Genomic DNA, 20,221 nt, shown 5'->3' with positions numbered 1-20,221 from the left:
TCAACTCGGGCCGAACCACTTCTGATAGAGCCGGGCGTAGGTGCCATTCTCGCGCAGTTCGAGAAGGGCGCGATCGACGCGTTTGCGCAACGGACTGCCCTCAGCGAACACGATGCCGTAATCCTCTTTGCGGAAGACGCTCCCTGCGGTTTGAACCCGGCCTTTGCCGTCGTGTCCTGCGAAGTAAAGGAGGACCGGAGCATCGAAAACAACAGCGTCAGCGGTGCTGCCGAGAAGCGCTTGATACGCCGCGTCTACCGTTTCGAATTCTTGGACGCGTGCGTGCTGCTCCCGAAGGAATGAGGCAGCGGTGCTGGCTCGGGTTGTTGCCACGCGCTTTCCAGGCAGATCGTCTGGACCGTTGATGTCACCCTGGATCTGCTCGACGGTGAGCGCGGCCGTGAGTTGGGCGGTGTAATAGGCGACGAAGATAACGCCGGTGAACATCCACAAAATAGCAACTACGCGAGCAAGCCATTGCCTCGGCATCTGGTCCGCTTGCGTCGCGAGCGTGCCGGCTGCCCACCAGAGCGCGTGGAATATCCCAGGAAAATAGCGCGCATCAGGGACGATGCCGTTAGGTGCTCTTCGCTCCAATGCCCAAACGATATGCGCGGGAATGACGATGAGAATGGCGGCGACACCGAGCCAGACCAAAATCATAGGCGACAGAGTGAGACGCATAAACCCTTGCAGCGGGTTTGGAGCACCCTGATCCGCCTTTCCCCGAACAAGAATTTGCAACCCCGAGCTGAGCATCGGTTGCGAGAAGTCGAAGACCTTATCGCGATCTGCGGTGATCGAGATGGCGGCAATGCCCACATCTGCTTTTCCGGCATGAACCGCATCGAGCAGGGAGGCGACATCCGGCATTTCGATGAAGTCGGTTTTTGCACCGAGCCGTCCGGCCAGGGCATTCCAAAGGTCTATACTGAAGCCAGTGAGATGATCACCATCGCGTTGAACGAGGGGAGGCACGAGGCGCGTAGCTACGCGAAGGGCAGGCGCCGCGTCTTCCGCGCTGGCTGACGCAAGTGCGATGGAGATGCATGCCAGCGCCGTGACCAGCCGGCAGACAAATCTCGTCAGTTTCCCCATGCCCAAGCCCCCTTCGCAATACGATCTGCGGCACGCGAGGGTTAGCGCAAGCGCAATTGTCCTGCCATGACACGAACAGTGCGCGGACGGGTTTTTACTTTACTTTTCAGTAAGCCCATCGCCGGTCAATTGCCGGAATCAATGGGCTACGATGACATACTATCCGCTTGATGACTAAGTTGAGAGACTGCAGGCGGCTTGAACGAATTGGAGGAATGGGAATGAAGACACTTCTGATCTGTCTCTTGAGCGTTGGGCTTTCTGGTGCAGCGCTTGCGGATGAGACATGCAGCGCAACAGCCAAGGACAAGAAACTGGCGGGCGCAGCGCTCAAAAGCTTCATGACGAAATGCGAGAAGGACGCGAAGGCGAAATGTTCGTCGGACGCGAAGGATAAGAAGCTCCACGGCGCGGCCGAGACGAGCTTTACGAAGAAGTGCGTTAAGGATGCCACCGGTACCTGACAGCGGTATCGGCGAGCTAAGGAACAACAGGAACAATGATTGCGAGAAGCGCGTTTTATAACGCAGCTATAAAATTCCTGTCAGGAGCGGCGGCTCTCGGTTGTGGCCGCTGCTCTACTTCAGGGCTCGCGAGACATGACCAACACAACCCCGTCCGTCACAGCTGAAGAAGAACACCCGATCGAGAAGCCGCACGGAAATTGGCGGCAAAAGATGTTGGCTGGGTTTTCGGAGTTAGCCGGTCGCTCTGCGCTCCTAATCGGCTCGGCGTCAGCATTCGTGGTCGCCACGTTGTCGGTGATCGTCTGGGCCGCCACCGGCCCGTATTTTCACTATTCGGATACTTGGCAGCTCGTTGTTAACACGGGCACTACGCTCGTGACGTTCCTCGCGGTCTTCCTCATTCAACATAGTCAGAACAAAGATGGTCGCGCCATTCAATTGAAACTCGACGAGCTGATCCGGTGCACCCAAAGCGCCCGCAATAGGCTGATCGACCTAGAACACTGCACGGAAGAAGAGATGGAGAGGATTCAGAAAGAATTCGCGCGCCATCGCAAATCCTGACACTCACCGAGCGCAAGCGTTGTCGCAGGGCGAAACCTACCGGTGGCCGCGCGCGTTACATCAGCCGACCTCAATCGGAGAATGGCAATGCACCCCGCAATGGCAGTTTGGATCTGGTCGGTCTCAATGGCCCGGGCTTGGCAATCCTCGCTCTGGCATCCAACGGATTTCGTGCCGATGCCAGACGTCTCCGACCGGCAGCCAATTGTATTGCCGCAAAGTCACGCGAAGGCCTCGTCATTCGTTCTGGCCAATTCCTACCTCCATTCGGACATCGCCCAAACGCCGCTCCCGGCACCCTTGCTGGACCGGTTGGCGGACCTGTATTGGATGGAGCGGGACTCGGAATTGGCAATCTGAGCCGCATCCAAGCGAGGGCCTTGCGAGGCCGGAACGCCCTCCATTTGCGATAATCCGCCAAGACGATTGCCGAACGCGCTTGTCGAGAACAAAATACCCACCATCTGCGTTGGGACGTGGGCCGTGGATCTCCGCGGCGAGAGGTGGTTCCGATGGCGAAGCAGAAATTTGCGGTTGCCTTGGGTGGAGGTGCAGCACGTGGCTGGGCCCACATCGGGATACTGCGTGGCCTCGCGGAAGCCGGACTCGAGCCTGAAATCGTCGTCGGAACTTCGATTGGGGCCATCGTCGGCGGCCATTACGCGGCAGGATGCCTGGATGTTCTCGAAGCCTTTGCCAGGGAGTTGACCCGACGGCGTGTTTTCAGCTTTCTCGATCTCAGCGTTTCGGGCTCTGGCCTGATCGCGGGCCAGCGCCTCTTTGATCAGTTTGAGGGTCACCTTAGTGGCATTCGCATCGAAGACCTGCCGGTGCGGTTTGCTTCCATCGCCACAGATCTCTCGTCCGGTGAAGAGGTTTGGCTCCGCCGCGGTCTTGTGACGGATGCGGTGCGGGCCTCCTCTGCGATCCCCGGAATCGTCAAGCCCGTCAGCTTGAACGGCCGCTGGCTAGTCGATGGCTGCCTTGTCAATCCCGTCCCGGTGTCAGTGTGCCGTGCGTTGGGAGCGCGCCTGGTGGTCGGCGTGAACCTTACGACCGAATTCGGGCGCGGGGGCATTTGCATCGGGGACGAAGACGGCGAACCTGTCGAGGAAACCGTTGTGGAGGAGGCGCCAATTACCCGTTGGAACGGCCGGGGGGCCTTCCAACTTCTGCATCGCCAGCTGTTCGGACGAAGTGACGGAGCTCCCGGTATTACGTCCGTGATTCTGAATTCCTTCAGCATCTTTCATGACAGGATTGCGCGTGCGCGGCTGATGGGAGATCCGCCCGATCTTCTCGTCGCTCCCAATCTGGCTGGGATCGGCGTGTTGGATTTCCACCTAGCGGAGGAAATGATCGAGAGTGGCAAGGCGGCGATAAAACCGCACATTCCGATGATAGAAAGTTACCTGAGTTCGCCCCCCGCAACGCTCATCAACACGCGCTTGTTTGCGAGCTGACGGATAACGCGGCGCCGCAAATGTGAGCCCCGCTCACGTGTTTTCACGGCCTTATGAGCAAATCGAGGGCGACAACTCGCCTGTGAAACCGTTTTCCGTTCAGATGCGTCTATGCGCCGTGTTTTCACACGAAGGCTATCGAGGATTGTTGGGCTTAGATGACCGTCGCGACCTTACAGCATGTTCGAGACTTCGCGCGTTCGAAGCATGCCGGGCAGGTACGCAAGCACGACGGCAGGCCATACATCGTGCATCTGGACGGCGTGGTGTCGATTCTTACCGAGCATGGGCACAAAGGTTCCGACCTCATTGCGGCGGCCTTTCTGCACGACACTCTCGAAAAGTCCGACACGAATATCGACGCGTTGATTGAGATGTTCGGCCCTGCCGTCGCAGAGCTCGTGTTTTGGCTCACCGATAGCGAGCAGGGCAGTCGCGAGGCTCAAGCATTGCAAGCGGCGTGGCGGCTTGCTCGCGCCCCTTGGGACGCTAAGTTGATAAAGCTTGCTGACATCATCGACAACGGCACTGCAATAGTGGTGCACAACCCGAACTTCGGCCCGACGTTTCTCGAAGAGAAGCGCCTTGCACTGAAAAAGATGGCCGAAGTTGAAGGTAGTCGCCTACTGCGGCTTCCGCTCTTTCAAAGGGCAGCCACGGTGACGGAGGCTGCGTCCTGTTAGGTCCTTTTAGGAGAGCGACCCGGCGCGCTGCTGCTCGATCGAGGCAAGGCGCCTCAACGGTTCAGCAATAATCTCGGGCAGTTCGGCGAAATCGTGCTTCGCGGTGAACAGGCTTTTGAGCGTCGGCATAGCGCGCTCCCGGAAGACAGTTATCCAATCATCGTGCATAGCAGTTTACCCGGGCTCGGGAGCCTCATCCGACTGATGCAATACGAAAGAAGAGTAAGCGCAAAATCTTTCGAAACGTTTTCGAGCCGAGGCCGCAAGCCCCCATTTTCGGGCAGATATTCGCTCTGTTAAGATCTCGGTGACGAGTATGACAAGCTCTGCTAGGACTGCGCGCCTCATCCCGATCGCGAACGAGCGATCGGCGTTTTTCAGACTATTCAGGAGACAAGAATGCCTACGATGTCAGACAACCGTCGCCGCCGCATCATTGCCCGCCAGCGGAAGCTGGAAAATCAGAAAAAGCGAACGGCCAAAGCCGAGAAAAAAGCCCGCAACGGCTGATCGGCAAAATTCGCGCTCAAAGTCAGGGCTGCCAGATCAAACGCTCGTCGTTTTCCAGCACACTGGTGAGCCTGGATATGGCAGCGGCATGATTCCTGCGCCGCTCTTCCAAAGAAGCAGTCATGCTGGCCTTCACCGCTGAAGGCCAACGTGATGCCTGGACAAAATTGATCTCGACCGAAAGCTCGGTGACGATCTCGTTGTGCCAATAAAGGGCGTCTTCGATCGTATGTGCGTAGGCAGCGCACTCTTGGCAAATTTCCAGATATTCGGTTGCCTTGATCATTTTTCGCTCCGTGCCTGCGAAACGCAGCCGGCCAATACGACCAATACGAGATGAATACGCCCGCGAAGTGACGCCAGGACGAAGAACTGGCCACTTCAGGCGAGCGAACCATCGATGAAGCAGTGATAGGCTTCGACCATGGCTCGTGTGCTCGGCGGCTCGATCATCACTCTGCGATGGATATTCTTGCGGTCTCATTGACCCCCCACCAGCTGCCGCGGGTCAGTAAGTGCGGCTTGCCAAGAGCGTTGACGCGGGAGGCGAGCAAAGAGTTCCCTATAATTCGAAGAAATCACGAACAGTTGAGAAAATTTATTCCGACCCGAAATCTTCTCAGGTCCCATGCGTTTTTATTTTCCTGAACGAAGCTAGGCAGGAACCGCTTCTTGCTGGTGGACGTTGAATGCCCACAACACAGGAGATTAGTCATGAATTGGGATCGCATCGAAGGCAACTGGAAGCAGTTCAGCGGCAAGGTGAAGGAAAAGTGGGGTCAATTGACCGACGATGACATCGCCCAGGTGAACGGCAACCGTGAACAGCTCGAGGGTATCCTCCAGAAGCGTTATGGCTATGCCAAGGATAAGGCGAAGCAGGAGCTGGATAGCTGGTCTGACTCGCTCTGATCGAGATAACGGCAGTCTAATACTGGAGAGGCCCAAATTTTGGGCCTTTCTTTTTGCCTCGAGCGATTAGAATGGCAATGCAACGTTGCGATTCTCGCGCCGGGGGACTCAGTAAATGCCGGAGAAATTTTGCGCCGAGCTTCTCGTTCGTTCTGAACGCGACCGGGTCAATGATCGACTAGAGATCACAATCTGCAATATCGCCGGCGAAGCGCGTACGATTTCGCTCAGCGAAGAGGCCGTCGCGGGCCTCGCATCTCTTCTTTCCGATCATGTCCATGAAAATTCGAAGAGTAACGTAACGAAGCTCCCCGATTCGTTCGCAGTGGGGCATGGCCGTCACGAACCGGTCGTGATGTTGCGCTTCGAAGAGGATGCTGCCTATGGGCTGACGGCGGATCAGGCGCTGGGCCTCGGTGAAGCGCTCATCGAAGAAGCCGAGACGATCGCGACGAAGGTCAGGTACCCAACACGCCAATAGCGGCGAGCAAGTCAGAGATGACGGGCAGCGAATGTTTTCGTTTTTTAAGCTCGCGCACGAAATCGCCGAAGACCAACTCCCCAGCGAATTCGGCGTGGAGCAATACAAGCTAGCAGAACATCAGGATGGCGGCGCGATTGGCCAGCCGGCCTCGACGTACTTGCGGAACCATGCGCTGAAGCACTCCGGCACGGCCGCGATCTGCTTGCGGATGACCTCCGGGGTCGACCAGCTGTAGCCGTCGCATTCCTCGGGGTTGGGGGCGATCGGTCCCGAGTAGACCCCCTGAAAGACATGCACGAACTCGTGCTCGACCAAGCCGGCATCGAGGTCCGCGCGATACGTGAACGTTCCGATCGGCTCCAATTCGGAAACGAAGCCCATCTCCTCGTAAAGCCGGCGCGCTGCAGCATCGCCGACAGGCTCACCGGGGCGCGGGTGGCCGCAACACGTGTTGGTCCATAGACCACCGGAGTGATATTTGCCGACCTGACGGCGCTGCAGCAAAAGACGGCCCCGCGGGTCCCACACCATTACCGAAAACGCACGATGAAGTTGCCCGGAGCGATGAGCCTCGAGCTTTTCGGCAGTTCCAGTTTCGTTATCCTCGCGATCGACGAGGATGACCTCTTCTTTGAGCATGAATTCGATCCCTCGCGGGGCCTTAGCACATCTCGTGCCGCTGGACATAGCACCTGGAACACTCGCCCCTGGCGCTTAAGGGGTTCCGGCCCGGAAAAAGGAGTTCATGCGGCTGAAACTCCGCATGATGTCGTCCGCAGGCCGGTCAAAGATATCGAGTGGGATGCGGATGCTGTTTTCCGGCCCTGCGCGCCATGGCAGCCGCATGAGAAAGCGATAGAATGGTCGCTTGCGCCAGTCTGCGAGCAGCGCCCGGTCGAGCGGCTCTTCAAGAGTAATGCGCAGCTCGTTAGTGGTTGATCCTCGCACTTCGTACGGTATGAGCTCGATCTGCTTGATTGATCTCCAAGCGATAATACCGAGGCCTTCCGCAAAAATACCGTACTGGCCAGCGCCAATCCGCGGCTTGCCCGTCTCGAGCAGAGGGTAATTGTAATAGGCGAACCCGAAGGCGAACAAGGACAGCGCGACAAGAATGATATTGTCGCTCGCGGCCCCTGTCGTCGCGAGCACGGCACCGATGAAGCCAACCACGTAGACGGGAAAGGAAAGCTCCTCTCGCTCGTAGGCCACCGTATAGCCATGCATATCGTCCTGGCTCACGGGGACACGCTCTGCTCTGCCTGTTGATCGCGATAGGGTCAGATAGATCAAGGAGTGTGCCACGGAAAGCCGTCGCCGTTAACCCACTGGCCCACTTGGACCAATTCCAAATCGACCGCACGTCTTGGAACGTGAACGTCGATCCTTTGCTCAAGAGCTGAGCCGTTCGCCCGGACGTTGCTGAGAAAAAAGGCACGATTGTCGCGGGCGGGGCTCGTCTTTCGTCACCCAAAGGCTACGCCGGCAAAGCGATATTGCGCGCAACCCTGCAGTGTCCTTGCGAACCCCTTGACGCGCCGCTAGTTTTTTCAATCACGATTTCGCTCGCGAAAGTCCTCTCTGATGCACCGCTCGTTAAATCTGCTGATCGTCCTTGCGTTCGCGGTGCGCAGCCTTCTCCCTATGGGCTTCATGCTTGCCAGCACGCCCGAGCACGGCGGACTGCAAATCGTCATTTGTACGGGGCACGGACCTCAAAGTTGGACGCTCGATGAAAAGGGCGTTCCGCATCCGGCCCAGTCCAACGCCGATACCAAGAGCACGTGTCCTTATGCGCCGGTAGCTGCTGTGGATGGTCTCAGCAGTGCACCGCATCTCCTCGTCCATTCGGTTCGCTACGCCGCCGTCACTTACGCAATTGCGAGCGAACTTTTTCGCGCGACACCAAAGCCCGGGGCGCAATCAGCGCGCGGACCTCCGGCAGTTCTGATCTGAAGACCTCTTCCTAGTCTTTGTTGAGTTGCGTTGCGACGGCGGTGCTTCCGCCAGCGCGCGTGATCTCGAAATCGTCAGATCAGTTAGGTTCTGTGCATGCAACCTTCATCGAGCGGCATCCGTGCGGCGCTCGCCCGCGTTGTCGCGGCGACGGCCTTTTCATCGTTGTCCATCTTCACCTATGGGTCGGAATCCAGTGCCGAAGAGACCAAATCCCCCGCCGCGGTTCCAATGCCCGAGGTCACCGTCGAGCAGCCCAACGGAGCGGCGGTAAAACCCGCGCCAGCCCCGCAGGTAAAAATCTCCGGCTCGGCCAAGACGCCATCGAAATCCGCGAAGAAAGAGCGCCCCGCCTCTCCACCAAGCGCATCAGCGCAAATCGCAGGCTCGCCGGCACAAGGGTCTGCTTCAAAGCCGTTGGTCGAGAATCCCGGCGCGCCGTCAGCCGCCGTTGCCGGAGTTTCCGGCGCAACCGGCGCCGGCGCCCAGACGGCCACCGCCGTCAACATGAAGCTCTTCCAAGACGTGCCGGTCTTTTCTGTCACCGACATTCTCCGCCAGGTTCCCGGCGTGTCGCTGAAACAGGGTAATGGCCCGCGCGATATCGGCATCTCGATCCGTGGTTCCAATGCCCGTAACGGCTTCGGTATCCGCAACATCGTGATCCTCGATGATGGGTTTCCGGTGACGCAGCCGGATGGCCTCTCTCGCAGCGACCTCATCGATCCCCATGCCTACGCTGGTATCGATGTCTGGCGCGGACCATCCTCTGCGCTGTTTGGCAACTACGCGACGGGCGGCGCGATCAACTTCCGCACTTACCCGGGCGGCACAATCGATGGCATCGAGTACGGCATCGATGTCGGCAGCTTCAACTACCTCAACAACTACGTTCTCGGAGGCAAGCGCGGCGACAATTGGGAAGCGTCCGTCTTCTCCAGTGATGTCCGAGGCGATGGCTTTTTCGGCTACAGCGATTTCAATACGCAGACGCTGAATGCGCTTCTGACGTATCGGCCATCCACTACCGATACGCTCACGTTCAAGTTCATCAATAACAATCTCGACACGGAGCTGCCGTTCCGCACCTCTCTCAATCAATTCAATCAGAATCCGTTCCAGAAGGGTTGTGCAACAGCGGCCACCGCAGCGGCGGGCTGCGCAACGAACAATTTCTCTGCGACCGGAACATCATCGAACGCCGTCCCGCAGACAGCTGAACAGGCGGGCTCGAACCGCAATGATCGTCGCACACTGGGTGGCTTTCGCTGGGAGCACGCATTCGACGCCGCAACAACAGGCCAGGTGCAGCTGGTCGTTGACGACCGCAACATCAATCAGCCGACCAGCACCACGAGCGCGATCGGCGACTATCTCTCGTACAATCTCATCAGCGGTGTAAGCCACCGCACCGTGATTGCGGGGCTTCCAACGCTCGGCTACCTCGGGGCTTTCTGGAATTACCTTCCAGTCGACGGAAAAACTTACAACGTTGCTCCCGGTGGCGACGCGAAGCTCGGTCTGCTCCAGTCCGAGCAGACGGGATCGACGACTAATGTCGGCGTACGCGCACGCCAGGAGGTGAGAGTGGCCGACGACGTCTCCGTCGTCGCCGGAGCAACCGTTGAACGCACGCTGCTCGACGGCGCACAGCGCGGCTACATCTACAACACCAGCGGCAACCTCATACGGACCAACTTCGTCACCGCCGACCGCGAGATGACGAACGTCGCACCCGAACTCGGATTGATCTATGCGCCGACACGAGAATGGCAATGGCGCGCGCGTGTGGGGACCGGCTACGGCACGCCGCAATTTTCAAACCTGTTCGTCACATCCGCTGGCCAGCCAGGCAACAACACCGATCTCAAGTCGCAGACCAACGTCGGCTTCGATTTGGGAGGCGATTGGACACCGGCGCCCGGTGTTACGCTCAGCGTCACCGGCTTCTATGAGTTCTTCAGAAATGAGCTTGTCTCGCAATCGGCGGGACCGGGATTGCAAAGCTTCACGTTCAACGCCCCGGCTTCCGAGCATCGCGGCATTGAAGCGTCAGCAGATGTAGCGCTGGGACACGGGTTCCGGTTGACGGCATCGTATATCTTCGACGATCAAATCTACACCGACTACACGGAAGGCCTGACTGGAGTGCCGCCCAACGCTCCGCCGGGAACGCCCACAGCACTCTATCGGTATAGCCGCGACGGGAACAAGATCCCAGGCGTCGCGCCGAATGAGTTGACGACGCGCCTCAGCTACGACGTGCCGAATGGCTCGTTCAAAGGCGTCGGTGCGTTCGCCGAATACGAATGGCATGACGGCTTCTTCATGGAGAACGCCAATCTCCTGACGGCGCCCGGCTACGAGCTCGTGAATGTCAACATCCACTACAATAAGGACTTCAGCTCCGGCCCCATTCGGTCGCTGATGACCTATTTCGAGATCAAGAATATCTTTGATGAGACCTACGTGGCGTCGGCGAACAACATCACCGATCGCGTGGGATACGACTCTGCAGGCTTGGCGGGGATCTCGGGATCGATCTACGCGGGCAATCCGCGAACCTACTACGGCGGCATGAAAGTGAAGTTCTGACAGACGGAGGCATCTCTCCGGCTGCACAAAAGGAGGCGCGACGCGGCATCTGATCTGCGTCCGCCCGCATCGGCGCGGGACCGAAACATCTTGCATTCGGCGCGAATCTCTTTGCCCGTTCCCGAAAGAGACAAAAACTTGTCAGCGCGCGTTTTGACGCGGATCATGATCCTAGTTTCGATTCGTGAGCGTGCTGACAGGGAGAGAAAAAAATGGATCCCACGGTATTGGTGATTTGGCTGCTAATCGGCGCGGTTGCCGGTTGGCTTGCCGGGCAGATTATGAGCGGCGGCGGCTTCGGACTTGTCGGCGATATCATTGTCGGCATTATCGGCGCTGCGATCGCCGGTTGGCTGTTTCCCTATTTGGGAATTCGTCTCGGCGGCGGCATCCTCGGTGAAATCATCGCTGCAGCCATCGGCGCGATCATACTGTTATTCGTGCTCAGGCTCGTAAAACGCGCCTAGCAATGAGCTGATCTAGAATATCGGCTGCGCGCGCTTGATCGGTGTGCGCAGCCAGACAGACTAATCCAGGTATACATACATATTCCCGTTGCGCCTGCTAGCAGACGATAGCTGCGAACCGAAAATGCGAGAAGCCAGGTTCTGGATGGTCGTTCGCGCCATTCAGCAATGTTCGTCCCAGGCTGTATGTTGCTCCGCCAGACAAACTCTCGTACCGTCAGCGTCAGCGCTTATGATCTTGCGGGCGAATGACATGATTACGTCGAGTAACACATGAACTCGCTAAACGCGGGGCGGGCCGCCCTGCATGCGTAAGCTTCCGGTATCCTGCTTCATCATTTCCAAGAACGAGGCAGATCGAATCGCGCGCACAATTCGATCCGTTCGCAGCTGGGTCGATGAAGTCGTCGTGGTCGATAGCGAAAGCACCGACGATACCGTCGCCGTGGCGCTGGAAGAGGGCTGCAGGGTCATCACCCAGCCATGGCTGGGATTTGGCGGCCAGAAGCGTTTTGCTGAAGAGGCCTGTCGCAACGATTGGCTCTTCAACATCGACGCGGACGAAGTCGTAACAGACGATCTTCAACGCGAAATTTCGGCCGTCTTTGCTGCGGGTGATCCTGAGTTCGTCGCCTACGGAATGCCGCTGCAAATGGTCTACCCCGGTTCGGCACAGCCGAGGCCCTGGCCTCGGGACCATTGGTATATCCGCCTGTACAATCGCCGTTTCGTCAGATTTAGGCACTCCAATGTTCACGACTCCGTCGTGACCGACGGCTACGATGTGGGGAAGTTCAACTCGCCGATGCACCATTTTTCGATGCGCTCGTTTGCCGACATGAAGCGCAAGCTCGACGAGCGGACTTGGCTGCAGGTTGCGAATGCCAGGCCCAGTTCCGTAGGTGTCTTGAGCGTCCGGCTAGTGTCCGAATACCCCATGAACTTCTTCAAATATTACGTCATCCGCCGGCACTTCACGGGTGGGGTCAAAGGGTTTCGCTATGCCGCCATCCAGGCCCGCTTCCGTTTCCTGAAAGTTTATCGCATCTGGCGGCTGTCGATCCAGGATATGAAGGTGCCTCGAGCGCCATCTCATGCCGTTTAGCGGCAGCACTGGGGACGCCACGCCGCATCTTTTTTATCGATGCGGTATAACACCCGTCTTCCACCCGCGGTGCATTTGCGCGTATAGACTGGCTCAACGATCCCGTAGCTCAGTTGGATAGAGCATCTGCCTTCTAAGCAGAGGGTCGCAGGTTCAAGTCCTGCCGGGATCGCCAATACTTAGCTTGTTTCGACCTGATCTGGTTTGCAATCACAGTTCGTTCTACGTTCGCGGCGAACGAGCGATCGCAGGGTTGAATGCTATGAACTGGACACCGATCGCTCTTATCGCGGCACCCGTGACTGGTGCCGCGGAGGCGCTTTTGTGGTTGATGCCAGCGCGAATGACGGTGCCTCAGTTCGATAGGCTAAGTGCGTTTATTCCCGACAAAGAAGGCAAGGTTCCTGCAGTTGATTATCTCGAGAAATCGGGGCGCTGAAATTGCGCGGCTGCTATCGCCACAGGATTCAGCGTTGGCTTTTCGACTTGGGACAACTATCTCACCATGGCCTAGCTGAGCTTACCGCGGGCGCGTCGCGCGGCCCCGATGACTGCGGGCCGCCAGAGGTTCTCACGACCCGCTATCTGCTGCACGCGACGATCTCCGCGAGGACCTTTGGTGGTGCGTCGCGCTTGCCCGCTACACAGGGCAGCGTTTTGAAGGCAGTCGGTCGTCTAAGGCAATTCCCGCACATGCCCAAGGCAAGAATTCGCAGACCTAGATAAGAATGCGATAGACGATGAGTTTGACCAAGCTCTCGCCAGATGGAGACGAAAGTTCTTGAATGTCGAGTTTTTGATCGTGACTTGAATCGACGCCTTTGAATCGCAGATCCACGATCGCCAAGTACTGATCTCTGGTTAGATTGTCTTTGTGACCTGGGTTGCCTGCCTCGATTTCTTCTTTGGTAAGACGGCCACTCAGTTCGTCGACATTCAAAGTGCCATCTTTGTCGGAATCGAGTCGGTCGAAAACCGCAGCCCCGGCTTGCTTAGCTTCAGCAAGATCAACGGTGGCATCGTTGTCCGTGTCCAGCATATGCAGGATCGCCGCTGAAGATATCCTCGCACTAATCGGCGTTGCAACGGCCAGAAATCCAATGCCTGACAACAGAAGCAAAGTTCTTAAACGCATGTCACCCTCGCGTCCGTTCATGGCGTTAGCGATTTTATGACCTCGTCGCCCGTTATTGAGATTTTGACGATGCCCTTGCCATCGATGTCCATCTTCATCAGATCGACCATGCGGATCTGGCTGTTCTCGTGGGTGCGGAAAAAGTACTGCTTTGTCTTGAGATCGCTGGCCGAGGTCCACAAGGTATAGTCTGCTGGAATGTTGCCGTGCTCGTCTTTCTGCTCGCGGGCGGCACCTTTTGGTATGTCGAATTGGTTTAGGATGTGGAAGGCTTGCAGCATGGCATCGCGCCCGGTCTTTGACGGAAAGACCGACTGACTGAAGGCGACCGCTCGAACAAAACGCGACGGTGGCGTGAAGTCTCCCGGAAGGCCCGCCATGCCCGAACCCTGGCCCGTCGGGAGCAGTGTGACGGCCCCTAAATGCACGGGCGGCGCGTTGGTCATCGAGTAATTCACGAAGTTGCGAAGGTTTGTCATATGCCAGTCAAACGCTGGCGAGTTCGTAACCACACCCAGTGCATCGTCGTAGACGTTGAGCTTACCACCCACATACTCGATGACGATGCTCTTGCCTGTAGCATCATGCACGATGTAGTGGGCCTCGGGCGCGAAGCCCCATCCAGCGAACACAACGGCTGGGACAACTACGCTAGCAATGTTGGCTTTAACCTCGTCGACGCTGGCGAAGTTCTCCAGAATCCACGAAGCGACTTCCCACTGCGCAATGGTCTTGCTCGCGTCGCCCGAAGTGTAGGGCATGTATCCGGCGGAGGTCGGAAAGTAGAACATTCCGGCGGCCAAGCCTTTTTCATTAAGTCCATCGAACAAGATCGGAAGTCCGACGCCGTTCATTCCGACACTTGCGTACTTTGTCGTCCACTTCAGTCCTTCTTTTCCGTCTGGAGTGGTGCCAATCCGCGCATAGCCGCGCGGGATCATTATGAGTTCGGAGTGAATATCGGTAGCAAATTCTAATGTCCGGGCGTGAACGACGGTGCCGTCTTCCGCAATGAGACGAATGCCGGTACAGGCCTGTACGGCTTGCGCCGAGGCCCCGAGAAGGATCGCTACGATAGCAACTGCAGCCGTATTGGATGTGGCGCGATGGCTAAACATTTGTTGGACTTTCTTTTGCCGTTGACGCGACTGTTTCTCGGATAAGCTAACTTCCGCCTTCGGTCTCGAGAAACCGGTTGTCCGTTCTTTAGGCGCAGAATGGCGACGACGCGATGTGATCGTTGGTACACACGCTGGAACTCGTGAAACTGCCCTAACAGTTCGTCAACACTCGCCATGGTTTTCGATGGGAAATTTAAGGAACGGGCTACGGCCAATAATGCTGACGGCCGACCGCGCGAAGTGAAGATGCAGTTGGAAAATGAGCAGCCAACGGTTGGTATTGGCTGTAGTCGTCAATTTCGAGAATTTATTTGTTGCCTTAGAAAGACATTCGCTGCGTCAAATCAATCATTGAGCCCGTTTTCGCAGGCGAGGTTTGGCGTCCGTCTTGACTCGGCCACGATCTGAAACCACCTTCCGTCGCATGAAAGGTTCGGGACAAATCATTAAACGTTTTTCGTGCGGTCGGATCGAACCGCACTGGAATGTTATGTCCCGCGCGAGCCAGTACCTGAAGGCCCTTCTAGTTGCGGTGATCTTGTTTGCCGGCGCCCCTGTTTCGGCGTCCCACGCAAACGCGCATTTTGGGGATCCCAAATCCCATATCGCTATCAATGCAGTAAACTCTGCCGATGCTAGTACCGATGATAGCGATGCAGACCGCTCTCCGTTAGGCGGGATTGAGCATCACTCCTGCTATAGCCCGTGCATTGAAGCCTTCCCCCACAGGTCATCCTATGTGACTGCGTATCTTGAGGGAACAGGAGTTCGGTATCCCCCTTACCTCGATGCACTTCGGGCTGCCCGCGACCCAGATCCACTTCATAAACCTCCCAGGTTTAGCGCCAGCGCATAAGCGCTGAACCCGCGCAATCCTCACTCGCGCGGGTGTATCCGCCGTCTTCCTCAAAGCTGAAGCGTGAGCGTGCGCCTTAAACCGGCGCTGCGTTCGGCATGGATTGTCTTTTTATGAAGCGACTAGGTCTCGTCGCCGGCTCTCTGATAGTCGGCACGCTCGTTGGCGCGTACTTTTTTCACACGGGAAGTTTCGCTCCCGGATGGAAGGATGTCTTGGGACTCGAGTCTCAAGCTGAAGCCATCGATGCGCCGGAAGATGCCGATCATGGGCATGAGGAAAAGTCGTCGGCATCTGCGAAGAGCGCGGAGGCCGAGGCCGGGCATGAAGAGAAAAACACTAAAGTTGCGATCGCGGACAAGCAGATCGATCAATCGAAGATCTCGGTCCAACCGGCTCAGGCTGGCCTTTTGCGAACGCGTCTGCGCGCTCCCGGAACCATTATTCCTGATCGCAACCGCGTGGGGCGCGTACCCTCCAAGGTCGTTGGCGCGGTCGCCGAGCTGAGAAAGCGCCTTGGTGATTCCGTGCGAGCCGGGGAGGTCATCGCGATCCTCGATAGCCGCGAAGTGGCCGACGCAAAAAGCGAGTACCTCGCCGCAATCGTGAACTTCAGACTGCAAGAAACACTGTTCGAGCGCGAAAAGACGCTTTGGGAGAAGCGCGTCTCGTCCGAACAGCGCCTTCTTCGTGCGGATGCAACGTTTCGGGAGGCACAGGTCCGCCGCGACGTCGCAAAGCAAAAGCTTTCGGCACTGGGCGTCGGCGAGGAGGCGGTCGCGAGGCTCGCCAATGCTGTCGAAGAGACGACTGGTTTAGAGCGCTACGAAATCAAAGCACCCATCAGCGGACGGATTGTGGAGCAGTTCGTCGATATCGGCACGCCCATGGGCGGAGAGGGTCAGGCCCATGAGCTATATGCCATCGCAGACCTTTCTAAGGTATGGGTCGAACTCACGGTTTCGCCGCAGGATCTGCCGTCGATCAAGGAGGGGCAACGGCTCACCATCGAAGGCACCGCGACGTCGGATGGCGCGATCATCTTCATCAGCCCACTACTCAACCAGGACACACGCTCAGCCCGGGTGATCGCGTCGGTAGACAATCGCGACGGGGCCTGGCGGCCAGGCTCATTCGTCAATGCCGACATCGCCGTGTCGGAGTCGAAGGCCGATCTCGTCATCCCGAAGGCCGCGCTGCAGACGATCGAGGGTGAAACCCGCGTTTTCGTCAGGACAGCTGAAGGGTTCGAGTCGCGCCAGATAACGGTAGGCGAGGACGATGGAAAGGCCGTTGAGGTCTTGACCGGATTGAAAGCCGGAGAGCCGATCGCGGTGGCGAACACGTTCCTGCTCAAAGCCGAGCTTGGGAAATCCGAAGCAGAGCACGATCATTGATTAGGACCGGATGATGATTGCCCGACTTCTCCACTTTTCGGTTCATCAGCGGTGGCTCGTCGTGATGCTGACGCTCGTGGCGGCCGCTTATGGCGTCTATTCGCTCGATAAGCTTCCTATCGATGCGGTTCCGGACATTACGAATAATCAGGTGCAGATCAACACGATCGCGCCGTCGCTCTCGCCGGTCGATATCGAGAAGCAGATAACCTTTCCCATAGAAACTGCACTCGCGGGAATTTCCGGCCTTGAATACACTCGCTCCTTATCGCGTAACGGGTTTTCGCAAATTACGGCGGTCTTTTCAGAAAAGACGGATATCTACTTTGCACGCCAACAGACGGGTGAGCGACTAAGAGAAGCTGAGAAAAACTTACCGGATGGCGTCACGCCCAAGCTCGGCCCCATCTCCACAGGTCTCGGCGAGATCTACATGTGGACAGTGCAGTATGCGCCAGCAGGTTCAGAGCCACTTGGGGACGGCAAACCGGGTCCGCAACGCGACGGCAGCTATCTCACACCCGAAGGCCAGCGGCTCACGACGGACGTTGAACGTGCCGCATACCTCCGAACCGTGCAGGATTGGATCATCCGGCCGCAAATAATCACGGTGCAAGGCATTGCTGGCATCGATGTCATTGGAGGGTTCGAGAAGCAATACGTCGTGCAACCCGATCCCGCGCGGCTTACGGCTCTTAGATTATCATTCGCGGATGTTGCTCAGGCTCTCGAGCAAAACAACGTCAATCGCGGTGCGGGCTACGTCGAACGAAACGGTGAGGGATTTGCGGTCCTAAGCACAGGGCGCCTTTCGACGCCCGAGCAGATCGCCAACGTGGTCATTACGACCCGTGGCGGCGTTGCGATTCGCATTAGGGACGTCGCGACCGTGGGTATCGGTCGCGAAATTAGGACCGGAAGCGCCAGCGAAAATGGTCAGGAAGTCGTGGTGGGTACTGCCCTCATGCTGATCGGCGGCAATAGCCGCACCGTCGCGGCAGCCGTGGACGCCAAAATGCAGGATGTTCGTCGCAGCCTCCCACCAGGAGTGCAGGCGCAAACCGTGCTCGATCGCACGCAATTGGTCGACGCGACGATAGCTACCGTGAGCAAGAATTTGGCCGAGGGGGCCCTTCTCGTTATCGTCGTTCTCTTTCTCATGCTCGGAAACTTCCGCGCCGCCTTAATCACCGCCCTTGTTATTCCTCTCGCGATGCTCCTCACTATGACGGGAATGGTTCAGATGAGGATCAGCGCCAACTTGATGAGCCTCGGCGCGCTCGATTTCGGGCTCATTGTCGATGGTGCCGTCATCATCGCAGAAAATACCTTACGGCGAATTGCCGAGCATCAGCACGAATTGGGCCGCAAACTCGCGCTCGAAGAGCGTCTGGCAACGGTCATCCGCTCTGCGGAGGAGATGATCAAGCCGTCGGTTTACGGACAGGCGATCATCATCCTTGTCTATGTGCCATTGCTTACCTTTGCCGGCGTCGAGGGCAAGATGTTCGAGCCGATGGCTCTGACGGTCATCATCGCGCTGGTCGCCGCTTTTATACTTTCTATGACGTTCGTTCCTGCGGCCATCGCAATAGCACTGTCGAAGCGCGTCGAGGAGAAGGAGAATATTTTCATTCGTGCGCTCAAGCGTGTTTATGAGCCCGTGCTAAACCGAGCTTTGGCGCGACCAGTTTGGTTCATCGCCGGCGCGGTAGGATTGCTTGTGCTTGCCGGTTCTGTGTTTTCGAAACTCGGGCAGGAATTCATTCCGACGCTCGATGAAAAGAACCTCGCGATGCACGCTATTCGCATCCCGAGCACGTCGCTCTCGCAATCGCAAAGTATGCAGCTCGAGCTGGAGAAAGTTGTCAGCCAGCTGCCTGAAGTGGCTTTCGTGTTCTCAAAAACCGGCACGGCCGAAGTTGCGTCCGATCCTATGCCGCCGAACGCATCAGATACCTTCATCATCCTGAAGCCAACGAAGGATTGGCCGGATCCGGCGCTTACCAAAGATGCGCTCGTGGCAAAAATCCAAGCCGCGATCGAAAAGCAGCCAGGCAACAACTTGGTGTTCTCGCAACCCATACAGATGCGGTTCAATGAGCTGCTGGCCGGCGCGCGAGGAGACCTTGCTGTAAAGGTCTTCGGCGAAGAATTCGAGCCTATGCTTCGGACTGCCAATCAGGTGGCCGCAATTTTGCGCGGAACCGAGGGTGCCACGGATATCAGCGTTGAGCAGGCGTCGGGCCTCCCGTTTCTCGCCATCACCATCAACCAAGATGAAATCGCGCGCTTAGGCCTGAGCGTCATGGCCGTCCAGGACGTCATCGGCGCCGCAATCGGCGGGCGTGACGCCGGAGTGGTGTTCGAAGGCGACCGCCGTTACCCCATTATCGTCCGGTTGCAGGACGGCATGCGAGAAAATCTGGAAAAACTCAAGCATCTGCCAGTTTCACTGCCGCCCGACAGCGCAGGAAAGTCATCGTCTGTTCTTCTCGAACAGGTGGCCAGTTTCTCTTTCACGGAGGGGCCCAATCAAATCAGCCGAGATAATGGAAAGCGGCGCGTCGTTGTCACTGCTAACGTGCGTGGCCGCGACATCGCTTCCGTCGTCGCGGAGGCGCAAGAAAAGGTGGCAAGCCAAATTAAGCTGCCGGCGGGCTACTACGTTTCGTGGGGTGGCCAGTTTGAGAATCTTGCCGCGGCCCAGCAGCGCATGACGTTGGTCGTCCCGGCGTGTTTCTTCCTAATCTTCCTGCTCTTGTATTCGGCCCTCGGGTCTCCGCGAGACGCGCTCTTGGTCTGTTCCGCCGTTCCGCTTGCCCTTACAGGCGGCATTATCGCCTTATGGCTGCGCGGCATGCCGTTCTCAGTGTCGTCAGCTGTGGGCTTTATTGCGCTTTCCGGCGTCGCGGTCCTCAATGGTCTCGTGATGATGACGAGTATCAATCAGCTCGTTGAGCAGGGCATGGAGCGTCGACGGGCAATTTTTGCCGGAGCAGTGACTCGGCTCCGACCCGTCGTCATGACGGCGCTCGTTGCGTCCTTGGGTTTCGTGCCTATGGCACTCTCCACGGGAACTGGCGCAGAAATCCAAAAGCCACTCGCGACGGTGGTCATTGGTGGCCTGCTAAGCGCCACCATCCTTACGTTGCTTGTTCTACCCGCGCTTTGCGCGCGGGTCCGCGGCACATCCACTGTCCAGGATGAAGGCGACGCGCTGGCGAATGCAGCCTTTCATTCGGGAGCAGCTTCGAGATGAGAAATCGCAAGTCTGTATTATCACGGGCGGGCTCTTTTGGATGGCTGACGCGTTGCGTCGCGGCGTTCATGCTTACCCTGCTTTTGCCGGCAGCGGTTCTCGCGGCGCCGCTCGGCTACTGCATGGGAAAAAACGGTCATCGTGCG

20 protein-coding genes and 1 tRNA gene are annotated in these 20,221 nt (G+C 57.6%); 14 read left to right on the top strand and 7 right to left on the bottom strand.

Going from position 1 to position 20,221, the window contains the following annotated elements:
- Complete coding sequence (locus tag EKK30_RS08685; protein WP_290983283.1) at positions 1-1,098, bottom strand: transporter substrate-binding domain-containing protein; 1,098 nt, start codon at positions 1,096-1,098, stop codon at positions 1-3.
- Positions 1,099-1,319: 221 nt separating this feature from the next.
- On the opposite strand from EKK30_RS08685, the gene EKK30_RS08680 reads away from it, so the two are divergent.
- From EKK30_RS08680 to EKK30_RS08665, 4 genes are all read left to right on the top strand, one after another.
- Positions 1,320-1,562 carry a PsiF family protein gene (locus tag EKK30_RS08680; protein ID WP_290983280.1) on the top strand — a complete coding sequence of 81 codons (243 nt, stop codon included), beginning with the start codon at positions 1,320-1,322 and terminating at the stop codon, positions 1,560-1,562.
- Positions 1,563-1,697: 135 nt separating this feature from the next.
- Positions 1,698-2,129, top strand: a complete 432-nt coding sequence (locus EKK30_RS08675; RefSeq protein ID WP_290983277.1) for a low affinity iron permease family protein — start codon at positions 1,698-1,700, stop codon at positions 2,127-2,129.
- Positions 2,130-2,641: 512 nt separating this feature from the next.
- Positions 2,642-3,592: a patatin-like phospholipase family protein gene (locus tag EKK30_RS08670; protein WP_290983274.1), complete on the top strand. Its 951-nt coding sequence runs from the start codon at positions 2,642-2,644 to the stop codon at positions 3,590-3,592.
- 158 nt (positions 3,593-3,750) lie between these two features.
- The gene (locus EKK30_RS08665) at positions 3,751-4,275 is read left to right on the top strand and encodes an HD domain-containing protein (RefSeq protein ID WP_290983271.1); all 525 of its coding nucleotides are present in this window, start codon (positions 3,751-3,753) and stop codon (positions 4,273-4,275) included.
- A 6-nt stretch (positions 4,276-4,281) separates the two neighbouring features.
- On the opposite strand, the gene EKK30_RS08660 is transcribed toward EKK30_RS08665, so the two are convergent.
- Entirely contained in the window at positions 4,282-4,404 is a 123-nt protein-coding gene (locus EKK30_RS08660; RefSeq protein ID WP_290983268.1) for a hypothetical protein, read from the bottom strand.
- A 403-nt stretch (positions 4,405-4,807) separates the two neighbouring features.
- A complete protein-coding gene (locus EKK30_RS08655; protein WP_290983266.1) occupies positions 4,808-5,071 on the bottom strand; it encodes a hypothetical protein in 264 nt (87 codons plus the stop codon).
- 428 nt (positions 5,072-5,499) lie between these two features.
- On the opposite strand from EKK30_RS08655, the gene EKK30_RS08650 reads away from it, so the two are divergent.
- Together EKK30_RS08650 and EKK30_RS08645 are read left to right on the top strand one after the other, a co-directional pair.
- Positions 5,500-5,697 (top strand): CsbD family protein, encoded by a 198-nt coding sequence (locus EKK30_RS08650; protein ID WP_290983264.1) that lies wholly within the window; start codon positions 5,500-5,502, stop codon positions 5,695-5,697.
- Positions 5,698-5,812: 115 nt separating this feature from the next.
- Positions 5,813-6,178, top strand: coding sequence for a hypothetical protein (locus tag EKK30_RS08645; protein WP_290983261.1), 366 nt, complete (start codon positions 5,813-5,815; stop codon positions 6,176-6,178).
- Between the two features lie 120 nt (positions 6,179-6,298).
- On the opposite strand, the gene idi is transcribed toward EKK30_RS08645, so the two are convergent.
- Together idi and EKK30_RS08635 are read right to left on the bottom strand one after the other, a co-directional pair.
- Positions 6,299-6,820 carry an isopentenyl-diphosphate Delta-isomerase gene (gene idi / locus EKK30_RS08640; RefSeq protein WP_290983259.1) on the bottom strand — a complete coding sequence of 174 codons (522 nt, stop codon included), beginning with the start codon at positions 6,818-6,820 and terminating at the stop codon, positions 6,299-6,301.
- Positions 6,821-6,895: 75 nt separating this feature from the next.
- A complete protein-coding gene (locus tag EKK30_RS08635; protein ID WP_290983257.1) occupies positions 6,896-7,423 on the bottom strand; it encodes a hypothetical protein in 528 nt (175 codons plus the stop codon).
- 342 nt (positions 7,424-7,765) lie between these two features.
- On the opposite strand from EKK30_RS08635, the gene EKK30_RS08630 reads away from it, so the two are divergent.
- From EKK30_RS08630 to EKK30_RS08605, 6 genes are all read left to right on the top strand, one after another.
- The gene (locus tag EKK30_RS08630; RefSeq protein WP_290983255.1) at positions 7,766-8,137 is read left to right on the top strand and encodes a DUF2946 family protein; all 372 of its coding nucleotides are present in this window, start codon (positions 7,766-7,768) and stop codon (positions 8,135-8,137) included.
- A gap of 96 nt (positions 8,138-8,233) precedes the next feature.
- Entirely contained in the window at positions 8,234-10,732 is a 2,499-nt protein-coding gene (locus EKK30_RS08625; protein WP_290983253.1) for a TonB-dependent receptor, read from the top strand.
- A gap of 212 nt (positions 10,733-10,944) precedes the next feature.
- A complete protein-coding gene (locus EKK30_RS08620; RefSeq protein WP_290983251.1) occupies positions 10,945-11,199 on the top strand; it encodes a GlsB/YeaQ/YmgE family stress response membrane protein in 255 nt (84 codons plus the stop codon).
- Positions 11,200-11,506: 307 nt separating this feature from the next.
- Positions 11,507-12,304, top strand: a complete 798-nt coding sequence (locus EKK30_RS08615; RefSeq protein WP_290983248.1) for a glycosyltransferase family 2 protein — start codon at positions 11,507-11,509, stop codon at positions 12,302-12,304.
- Positions 12,305-12,402: 98 nt separating this feature from the next.
- Positions 12,403-12,479 (top strand) — tRNA-Arg (locus EKK30_RS08610).
- Between the two features lie 87 nt (positions 12,480-12,566).
- On the top strand, positions 12,567-12,743 hold the full coding sequence (locus tag EKK30_RS08605; RefSeq protein WP_290983245.1) for a hypothetical protein: 177 nt from the start codon (positions 12,567-12,569) through the stop codon (positions 12,741-12,743).
- 279 nt (positions 12,744-13,022) lie between these two features.
- Here EKK30_RS08605 and EKK30_RS08600 read toward each other — a convergent pair whose 3' ends face one another.
- Both EKK30_RS08600 and EKK30_RS08595 read right to left on the bottom strand, forming a co-directional pair.
- Entirely contained in the window at positions 13,023-13,460 is a 438-nt protein-coding gene (locus EKK30_RS08600) for a calcium-binding protein (protein WP_290983243.1), read from the bottom strand.
- Complete coding sequence (locus EKK30_RS08595) at positions 13,457-14,557, bottom strand: choloylglycine hydrolase family protein (protein WP_290983240.1); 1,101 nt, start codon at positions 14,555-14,557, stop codon at positions 13,457-13,459. Before EKK30_RS08595 ends, EKK30_RS08600 begins: the two co-directional genes overlap by 4 nt.
- Before the next feature lie 972 nt (positions 14,558-15,529).
- On the opposite strand from EKK30_RS08595, the gene EKK30_RS08590 reads away from it, so the two are divergent.
- Positions 15,530-16,813 (top strand): efflux RND transporter periplasmic adaptor subunit, encoded by a 1,284-nt coding sequence (locus tag EKK30_RS08590; RefSeq protein ID WP_290983237.1) that lies wholly within the window; start codon positions 15,530-15,532, stop codon positions 16,811-16,813.
- 13 nt (positions 16,814-16,826) lie between these two features.
- Positions 16,827-20,075, top strand: coding sequence for a CusA/CzcA family heavy metal efflux RND transporter (locus EKK30_RS08585; protein WP_290983234.1), 3,249 nt, complete (start codon positions 16,827-16,829; stop codon positions 20,073-20,075).
- The last annotated feature ends 146 nt before the right edge of the window (positions 20,076-20,221 follow it).

The sequence above is a fragment of the Hyphomicrobium sp. genome (genome assembly GCF_003987855.1).
Classification (GTDB): Bacteria; Pseudomonadota; Alphaproteobacteria; order Rhizobiales; family Hyphomicrobiaceae; genus Hyphomicrobium_B.
Note: the sequence above shows the minus strand (reverse complement) of the source record. Positions and strands in the feature narration are given on the sequence as shown.

Bases quoted from the DNA above. Each gene is read 5' to 3' on its own strand.
- EKK30_RS08685 (WP_290983283.1), bottom strand. From the start codon at position 1,098: ATGGGGAAACTGACGAGATTTGTCTGCCGGCTGGTCACGGCGCTGGCA.
- EKK30_RS08680 (WP_290983280.1), top strand. From the start codon at position 1,320: ATGAAGACACTTCTGATCTGTCTCTTGAGCGTTGGGCTTTCTGGTGCA.
- EKK30_RS08675 (WP_290983277.1), top strand. From the start codon at position 1,698: ATGACCAACACAACCCCGTCCGTCACAGCTGAAGAAGAACACCCGATC.
- EKK30_RS08670 (WP_290983274.1), top strand. From the start codon at position 2,642: ATGGCGAAGCAGAAATTTGCGGTTGCCTTGGGTGGAGGTGCAGCACGT.
- EKK30_RS08665 (WP_290983271.1), top strand. From the start codon at position 3,751: ATGACCGTCGCGACCTTACAGCATGTTCGAGACTTCGCGCGTTCGAAG.
- EKK30_RS08660 (WP_290983268.1), bottom strand. From the start codon at position 4,404: ATGCCGACGCTCAAAAGCCTGTTCACCGCGAAGCACGATTTCGCCGAA.
- EKK30_RS08655 (WP_290983266.1), bottom strand. From the start codon at position 5,071: ATGATCAAGGCAACCGAATATCTGGAAATTTGCCAAGAGTGCGCTGCC.
- EKK30_RS08650 (WP_290983264.1), top strand. From the start codon at position 5,500: ATGAATTGGGATCGCATCGAAGGCAACTGGAAGCAGTTCAGCGGCAAG.
- EKK30_RS08645 (WP_290983261.1), top strand. From the start codon at position 5,813: ATGCCGGAGAAATTTTGCGCCGAGCTTCTCGTTCGTTCTGAACGCGAC.
- idi (WP_290983259.1), bottom strand. From the start codon at position 6,820: ATGCTCAAAGAAGAGGTCATCCTCGTCGATCGCGAGGATAACGAAACT.
- EKK30_RS08630 (WP_290983255.1), top strand. From the start codon at position 7,766: ATGCACCGCTCGTTAAATCTGCTGATCGTCCTTGCGTTCGCGGTGCGC.
- EKK30_RS08625 (WP_290983253.1), top strand. From the start codon at position 8,234: ATGCAACCTTCATCGAGCGGCATCCGTGCGGCGCTCGCCCGCGTTGTC.
- EKK30_RS08620 (WP_290983251.1), top strand. From the start codon at position 10,945: ATGGATCCCACGGTATTGGTGATTTGGCTGCTAATCGGCGCGGTTGCC.
- EKK30_RS08615 (WP_290983248.1), top strand. From the start codon at position 11,507: ATGCGTAAGCTTCCGGTATCCTGCTTCATCATTTCCAAGAACGAGGCA.
- EKK30_RS08605 (WP_290983245.1), top strand. From the start codon at position 12,567: ATGAACTGGACACCGATCGCTCTTATCGCGGCACCCGTGACTGGTGCC.
- EKK30_RS08600 (WP_290983243.1), bottom strand. From the start codon at position 13,460: ATGAACGGACGCGAGGGTGACATGCGTTTAAGAACTTTGCTTCTGTTG.
- EKK30_RS08595 (WP_290983240.1), bottom strand. From the start codon at position 14,557: ATGTTTAGCCATCGCGCCACATCCAATACGGCTGCAGTTGCTATCGTA.
- EKK30_RS08590 (WP_290983237.1), top strand. From the start codon at position 15,530: ATGAAGCGACTAGGTCTCGTCGCCGGCTCTCTGATAGTCGGCACGCTC.
- EKK30_RS08585 (WP_290983234.1), top strand. From the start codon at position 16,827: ATGATTGCCCGACTTCTCCACTTTTCGGTTCATCAGCGGTGGCTCGTC.